The sequence below is a fragment of the Roseomonas sp. TAS13 genome, from assembly GCF_001950415.1.
Taxonomy (GTDB): domain Bacteria; phylum Pseudomonadota; class Alphaproteobacteria; order Acetobacterales; family Acetobacteraceae; genus Roseomonas; species Roseomonas mucosa.
In genome coordinates, this window is sequence record NZ_BDLP01000274.1 from 1 (window position 1) to 6,035 (window position 6,035).

Annotated in this window: 4 protein-coding genes and 1 pseudogene; all 5 read left to right on the top strand. The window is 71.2% G+C overall.

Annotation, left to right across the window (positions count from 1 at the left end; translation table 11 throughout):
- Positions 1 to 352 (top strand): annotated as a pseudogene (locus tag ROTAS13_RS17825) (insulinase family protein); the annotation flags it as partial.
- A gap of 143 nt (positions 353 to 495) precedes the next feature.
- Entirely contained in the window at positions 496 to 2,136 is a 1,641-nt protein-coding gene (pgi, locus tag ROTAS13_RS17830; protein ID WP_019460862.1) for a glucose-6-phosphate isomerase, read from the top strand.
- 47 nt (positions 2,137 to 2,183) lie between these two features.
- Positions 2,184 to 3,191, top strand: a complete 1,008-nt coding sequence (locus ROTAS13_RS17835) for a Gfo/Idh/MocA family protein (protein ID WP_058389927.1) — start codon at positions 2,184 to 2,186, stop codon at positions 3,189 to 3,191.
- 108 nt (positions 3,192 to 3,299) lie between these two features.
- The gene (locus tag ROTAS13_RS17840; RefSeq protein WP_019460864.1) at positions 3,300 to 4,466 is read left to right on the top strand and encodes an amidohydrolase/deacetylase family metallohydrolase; all 1,167 of its coding nucleotides are present in this window, start codon (positions 3,300 to 3,302) and stop codon (positions 4,464 to 4,466) included.
- A 194-nt stretch (positions 4,467 to 4,660) separates the two neighbouring features.
- On the top strand, positions 4,661 to 5,854 hold the full coding sequence (gene zapE / locus ROTAS13_RS17845) for a cell division protein ZapE (RefSeq protein ID WP_058389926.1): 1,194 nt from the start codon (positions 4,661 to 4,663) through the stop codon (positions 5,852 to 5,854).
- Positions 5,855 to 6,035 lie beyond the last annotated feature (181 nt).

The window sequence follows — 6,035 nt, forward strand, 5'->3', positions numbered from 1 at the left end:
CTCGGTGACGCGGGCATTCTCCGTGGCCACGGAGAATGCCCGCGTCACCGAGACGCTGAACGTGCTGCGCGCCGAATGGGCGCATATGGCGGCGGAGGGGCCGACGCAGGCGGAGCTGGAGGAGGCCGTGTCCTACCTCACCGGCAGCCTGCCGCTGCAGTTCACCGACAGCCGCCGCACCGCCTCCATCCTGATGGGCCAGCGCCGCAACGGCCGCCCGGCGGACTGGCTGGCGAAGCGGCCGGAACGGCTGGCGGCGATGACCCGCGATGGCGTGGCCAGGGTGGCGGCGCGCGTGCTGCAGCCCGGCCGCCTGGGCGCCGTGGTGGCGGGGAAGCCGGAAGGGATCTGATCCGCGCGGGGCGGGGCCGGGCGGGGCTGTGGCCGCCGCCAGGCACAGGCATGCAACGCCCGCGCCCGCTCCCGCGCTGGGTCAGGCGAGATTGCCCGTGCGGAGCGGGCCTGACGGACCGGAAGTGAGGGAAAGGGAATCGCATGCCGCAGGATGCCGACGCCACCGCGAAGTGGACGGAGATCGCATCCCTGGCGCGGGCGCCGGGGGCTTCGGCGATCCGGCCGCTCTTCGCCGCCGATCCGGGCCGGGCGGAGCGGTTCACCTTCCATGCCGATGGGGTGACGCTGGACCTGTCGAAGACCTCGCTGAGCCCGGAGGTGCTGCGGGCGCTGCTCGGCCTGGCGGGCATGCGCGACGTGGCGGGGCGGCGCCGGGCCATGGCGTCGGGGGAGCGGATCAACGCGACCGAGGACCGTGCCGTGCTGCACATGGCGCTGCGGGCACCGCGCGGCACCTTCCGGGCGCTGGAGCGGGACGGGGCGGAGGATGCCTCGGCCAGCGTGAACGACACGCTGGAGGCGATGCGGGCCTTCACCCTGCGGACCCATGCGGACCAGCCCTATACGGATGTGCTGAACATCGGCATCGGCGGCTCCGACCTCGGACCGCAGATGGTGGTGCGGGCGCTGCACCGGCATGACAGCCCGATGCGGGCGCACTGGCTCTCCAACGCCGACGGCCATGCCTGGGAGGCGCTGCGCCACCAGCTCGACCCGGCGCGGACGCTGGTGCTGGTGGCCTCCAAGACCTTCACCACCGCCGAGACCATGTCCAACGCGCATCTGGTGCGGGACTGGCTGCGCGCCGCGCTGGGGGAGGCGGGCGATCGGCATCTCGTGGCGCTGTCCACCAACCGGAAGGCCACGGCGGCATTCGGCGTGCCGGAGGACCAGGTCTTCGGCTTCCGCGACTGGGTGGGCGGGCGGTTCAGCCTGTGGTCGGCGGTGGGGCTGTCGATCGCGCTGTCCTGCGGCTGGCGGGCCTTCGAGCGGCTCCTGGCCGGGGCGCGGGCGATGGACGAGCATTTCCTCGCCGCGCCGGATGCGGAGAACCTGCCGCTGCTGATGGCGCTGGCCGAGGTCTGGCATGTGGACGGGCTGGGTTACGGCACCCGCGCGGTGCTGCCCTATGACGAGCGGCTGGCGCGCTTCCCGGCGCATCTGCAGCAGCTGGAGATGGAGTCCCTCGGCAAGCGCGTGACGATGGAGGGGCTGCCGGTGGCGCACAACACCGGGGCGGTGGTCTTCGGCGAGCCGGGGACCAACGCGCAGCATTCCTTCATGCAGCTGCTGCACCAGGGCACCACGCCGGTGCCGGCGGATATCGTGCTGGTGGCGCGGCCGGACCACCATTTCCCGGCCAGCCACCGGCTGCTGCTGGCCAACGGGCTGGCCCAGGCCGAGGCGCTGCTGCGCGGCCGCGACGCCGAGGAGGTGCGGGCGGAGATGCTGAAATCCGGCAGGTCCGCGGCGGAGGTCGAGGCGCTGCTGCCACACCGGCTCTTCCCCGGCGACCGGCCGAGCACGACCATCCTGATCCCGGAGCTGACGCCCTTCACCCTGGGACAGCTCGTTGCGCTGTACGAGCACAAGGTCTTCTGCCTCGGGGCGCTGTGGGACGTGAACGCCTTCGACCAGTGGGGCGTGGAACTGGGCAAGCAACTGGCCAGTGCGATCCTGCCGGAGCTTTCGGGGCCGGTGGGGCCGGGACATGACGGTTCCACCGCCGCGCTGATCGGCGCGCTGAAGCGGCTCTGGCCGGAAGGAACGGGCCAGGGATAGGCTTTTCCCCGGGGTGCCCGGCCGTGGCACCGGGAGGGGAGGGCATCATGGAACGGATCGGCGTCGCGATGGTGGGGCTGGGCCCCGCCGCCCAACCGCATGCGCGCAGCCTGCTGGACCTGTCGGACCGGGCCGAGGTCGTCTGGGCCGCCAGCCGGACGGAGGAGCGGGCGGCGGCTTTCGCGCGGGACTTCCCTTTTCCGGTCACGACGGATATCGGGGCCGCCATCGCCGATCCGCGCGTGCGGGTGGTGCTGGTGCTCACCCCGCCGGCGGCGCATCTGGAGGTGGCGCGGCGCTGCCTCGATGCCGGCAGGCATGTGCTGGTGGAGAAGCCGCTGGAGCTGGATGCGGCCAGGGGCGCGACCCTGGTCGAGGCCGCGCGGCGGGCCGGGCTCTGCCTCGGCGTGATGCTGCAGCACCGTTTCCGTCCGGCCAGCCTGCGGCTGCGCGCCGTGCTGGAGAGTGGGGCTCTGGGTGCTGTGCAGGCGGCCTCGATGGCCGTGCCCTGGTGGCGGCCGCAGAGCTATTACGACGAACCGGGGCGCGGCACCCTGGCGCGCGATGGCGGCGGCGTGCTGCTGACCCAGGCGATCCACACGCTGGACCTGTTCCGCTCCCTGGTCGGGATCGGCGCGGTCACGGCAGCGGAGGCGCGCACCACGGCGCTGCACCGGATGGAGGCGGAGGACTATGTCGCCGCGCTGCTGCGGCTGGGCAATGGCGCGCCGGGGGTGCTGACGGCCACCACCGCCTTTCCGCCGGGGCAGCCGGAGCGGATCGAGGTGATCGGCGTCGCGGGCTCGGCCAGCCTGGTCGGCGGGGCGCTGGACCTCGCCTGGGCGGATGGGCGGCGGGAGCGGGTGGAGGCCGAGGGCAGCACCGGCAGCGGGGCGAACATCATGGACTTCCCGCATGATGCCCACCGGGCGCTGATCGCCGACTTCCTGGAGGCCTGCCGCATGGGGCGCCCACCCGCCGTTTCCGGGGAGGAGGCGCTGGAATCGCAGCGCTGGGTGGAGCGGATCCTGGCCCGGGCGGCGGAGAGCGGGTGACGGAATCGCCCCGGGACGCATTTGCAGCCCTGGCGAAGGGTTCTACGGTCCGCAGCCGCCTGCGGGCCGCCCTTTGCCGCGGCCGCTGTTCCTGGGAGTCCTCTGTCCATGTCCTATGACCTCATCCTCACCGGCGGGCGGGTGATCGACCCGTCGCAGAAGATTGACGGTGTCATGGATGTCGGCTTCTCCGGCGGCAAGGTCGCGAAGCTGGGCAAGGGGCTGGAGGCCGGGCCGGAAACGGATGTGCGCGACGTATCGGGGTATATCGTCTCGCCCGGGCTGATCGACCTGCACACCCATGTCTATGACGGCGGCACCTCGCTCGGCATCAATGCGGAGCATTTCGCGCGAATCTCCGGCGTCACCACCGCCGTGGACACGGGCAGCGCCGGGCCGGGAAACTGGCCGGGCTTCCGCCACCATGTGATCGAGCGCAGCCAGGTGCGCATCCTGGCCTATCTCCATGTCTCCCATGCCGGCATCTACGGCTTCTCCAAGCGCGTGATGGTGGGCGAGAGCGGTGACCTACGCATGATGAACCCGATCGAGGCGGTGCAGGTGGCCGATGCCAACCGCGACCTGATCGTGGGCATCAAGGTGCGGGTCGGTCTGCATGCCTCGGGCAATTCCGGCACGGTGCCGCTCGACATCGCGTTGCAGGTGGCCGACGAGACCGGCCTGCCGCTCATGGCGCATATCGACCATCCGCCGCCGAGCTACGAGGAGGTGGTGGAGCGGCTGCGGCCCGGCGACATCCTGACGCATTGCTTCCGGCCCTTCCCCAATGCGCCGATCACCGCCCAGGGCCGGGTGAAGCCGGTGGTGCTGGCGGCGCGCGAGCGGGGGGTGATCTTCGACATCGGGCATGGCCAGGGCAGCTTCGCCTTCAGGACGGCGCGCGCCATGCTGGCCAACGGCTTCCCGCCGGACACCATCTCCTCCGACGTGCATGCGCTCTGCATCGACGGCCCGGCCTTCGACCAGGTGACCACCCTGTCGAAGTTCCTTTGCCTCGGCATGCCGCTGGACGAGGTGATCGCCCGTTCCACCGTTGAGCCGGCCAGGGCGCTGAAGCGGCCCGAGCTCGGTTCGCTGAAGCCGGGCAGCGCGGGCGACGCCACCATCCTCTCGGTGAAGGAGGGGAGTTTCGACTACGTGGACGTGACCGGCGAGGTGCTGAACGGCGACCGCCGCATCCTGTCCGAGGGCGTGGTGATCGGCGGGCGCTGGTGGCACCCCCAGGAGGCCGGCGCCTTCAGGCGCGCCGCCTGATCCGGACAACGGGACCCGCCACCGGCGTTCCACGGGGAACAGGATGCGCCTCTGGCGGGCAGGTCAAAGGCAGGGCAACGAAATTCGCGCTGAAACACGGGGTTGAGGCGTCTTCTTCAACTGTCGTGAAAGTTACGACCGTCCGTCATCACGCGGTTGCGATAAACGGTTCGGCGGTCTAGGACACTGTTCCGATGGACGGATCGTTGTCGGGCAGTCTCGCTGACGCCCCGGCTCCCCAGGGGGAAGGGCCGCTTCCCGCTTACCGGAACAGGGTGGCGGCGGGCAATCTGCGCCCCGATCCGGCGCAGGAAAAGGCGGCGGAGCGGCTTCAGGACCTGTGGCAGCGCATCCGGGGCTACGATCCGAAGCCCCTGGCCGGGCCGCCGGCCGAGGGTGGCGGGCTGTTGGGCCGGCTGTTCCGGCGCAGGCCCGCGGCCGAGACGCTGCCGGAGGCGCCGAAGGGCCTGTACCTCGTGGGCGAGGTCGGGCGGGGCAAGTCCATGCTGATGGACCTGTTCTTCGACACGGCCCAGGTGGCACGCAAGCAGCGCATCCATTTCCACCAGTTCATGCAGGACAGCCACCGGCGCATCCATCTGTGGAAGCGGGAGAATCCGGGCGGCGACGACCCGATTCCGCCGCTCGCCGACAGCATCGCCGCCAAGGCCGCGCTGCTCTGCTTCGACGAGTTCCAGGTGCATGACATCACCGACGCCATGATCCTGGGGCGGCTGTTCGGGGCGCTTTTCGCGCGTGGGGTGGTGGTGGTCGCGACATCCAACACGGCGCCGGAGGATCTGTTCAAGGGCAAGCCGGGCCGGGATGCCTTTCTGCCCTTCATCGCCCTGATCCAGGCGCGGACCGAACTCCTGTTCCTGGATTCGCGGCAGGACTACCGGCGCGACCGGGGGCGGTCCCTGACCACCACCTGGCACAGCCCGGATGATGGGCGGGCGGAACGCGCACTGGACGCGGCCTTCCGGGAGCTGACCGGGCGGGACCATGGGGAGCCCGCGCGGATCGAGATGCCGGGCCGCAGCTTCACCGTCCCGCAGGCGCATGGGGGCGTCGCGCGGGCCGGTTTCGACGAGCTCTGCGGGGCCTTCCTGGGGCCGGGGGACTACCTGGCGCTGGCGAAGCGCTTCCATGCCCTGGTCCTGGACGGGGTGCCGCGGCTCGGACCGGAGAATTACGACAAGGCGCGTCGCTTCATCACGCTGATCGACGCCCTGTACGAGCACCGCTGCAAGCTGGTGGCCAGTGCCGCCGCGCAGCCGGACACTCTCTATGAGCGGGGGGAGAACGCGCAGATGTTCCAGCGCACCGCCTCCCGCCTCATGGAGATGCAGAGCCGGGAATACCTGGCGCTGCCGCATCTCAACTGACGCATGAAGGGGGAAGACATGCGCCGTAGATCCGTTTGGGGGAAGTTTCTGTTCGTGCTGGCGGGCTGTGGCCTGGCGGCGGTGCTCGGCGCGGGGAATGCCGATGCCGCCCGCAAGGGCAGCGACAGCCATCGTGGCACGCAGGTGACGCGGAGCGTCAAGGCGAAGCCGGCGACCGGCC